Raw genomic sequence first — 1584 nt, 5'->3', positions numbered from 1 at the left:
AGTCATTATTGTCCAAGTAAAGATAATAAAGATTAATCCTAAAACAGCTTTTCCACTACTACTTTTTGGTATCTTGGTGGGAACGGCTGAAAAGGAGAGTAACTGTCTCACAGTTTTTCTACTTATCATAATATAGCTTTGAATGATGAGTATAAATATAAGAACGAAGAAAAATAAAAACACATTTAAAAGTAAAGAAAAATCAACAGTCAAAAGGTTAACTTCAAGTACTCCCGTTGTTCTTTTGATAATGCCGGCAATGATTAGTTTTGAAATATAAGCGCCTAAACTGGCTAAAACAAAACCAATTACGTACATTATTAAGTACAGTAAAGAGATGACAAGAAATATACCTTTTTTGGGGATGCCAATGGTTAATAAAACCCCAATGTTTTTGGCATATCTTTTGGTTACTATATTGTTAGTATATAGAAGAAATATTAAAGAGAAAAGGCCTAATATGATGATCCCTAACCAAAAAAATTCCTGAAAAAAAGTGCTATTTGTTGGAACCACTATCTCTATATTTGTTCCTAACTCTGAATACATTAATATGGCAAATACGTTGGTAAAAAGTGAAAGAATGAAAGGATAATATAATTCTTTGCTTTGCTTTATTTGTTTTGTTACGATTTTGGTTATTATTCCTCTTTTCATAACGTATCCCCTCCATCAATAAAGAATTACAGATAGTAACTCGTTGTAAAAATCATTTCTATTTTTATTTTCACGTCTTTTTTGAGAAAAGATAGATCCGTCTTTCAAAAAAACAACTTCTTTAGCATAGCTGGCGATGTAAGGACTGTGGGTAACTAATAAGATAGTTTGTCCTTGGTTATTTATCTCAACAAATAAATCCATAATAATTTTCGCATTCTTTGTGTCTAACGCCCCGGTAGGTTCATCTGCTAACAATATCTTGGGATTACAAATAACAGCCCTTGCGATTGCCGCCCTTTGTTTTTCACCCCCTGAGATTTGCATAGGGTAATAATTTATCAACGATTCAATCCCTATCCTTTTTGCTACATCGTTGACTTTATCATAAATTTCGTTTTTTGAATAATTGCTCATTATTAACGGCAACATGATGTTTTCTTCTACGTTCAATGAATCTATCAAATTAAAATCCTGAAATATGAAACCTATGTTATTTTTTCTGTACTCAGTCTTTTTTGCAGGGCTTAAAGCTGTCACATCTTTACTATCAACAATTATCTTACCTGAGGTAACTTCATCTATCAAACCTATAAGGTTTAAAAGTGTTGTTTTCCCTGAACCTGATTCTCCCATGATAGCTACAAAACTTCCTTCTTCAATTTCTAAATCAATATCTATCAGAGCATGCTTTTCAATTTGTCCTTCTTTATAAGTTTTTGTAATCTTCCTTAAAATTATTCCCACAAATTTTCCCTCCCCCTATGTTTGATTTAAAAGTTAATTGGCTCGTTTTTCAAGAAAGTCTAAGAAACCAAATTTATCCATTTTTGATAACCACTCTGTATTCTTTTAATTTTCCCTTTTTAAATCTTTTAGGCTTTTTCAAATGTTGCTTTTTTCACAAAGCAAATACTCCACCGATCA

General features: G+C 31.3%; 2 protein-coding genes. Both read right to left on the bottom strand.

The genetic code is table 11. The features are described 5' to 3' along the window. Positions 1–657, bottom strand: a 657-nt coding sequence (locus AA81_RS13805; protein WP_146050423.1) for an FtsX-like permease family protein, incomplete at its 3' end; no start/stop codon positions are given. Positions 658–672: 15 nt separating this feature from the next. After that, complete coding sequence (locus AA81_RS13800) at positions 673–1404, bottom strand: ABC transporter ATP-binding protein (protein WP_103899354.1); 732 nt, start codon at positions 1402–1404, stop codon at positions 673–675. Between the last annotated feature and the right edge of the window lie 180 nt (positions 1405–1584).

The sequence above is a fragment of the Petrotoga halophila DSM 16923 genome, from assembly GCF_002924615.1.
The sequence above is the reverse complement of the archived record's forward strand: the minus strand, read 5'-3'. Positions and strand labels throughout refer to the sequence as shown.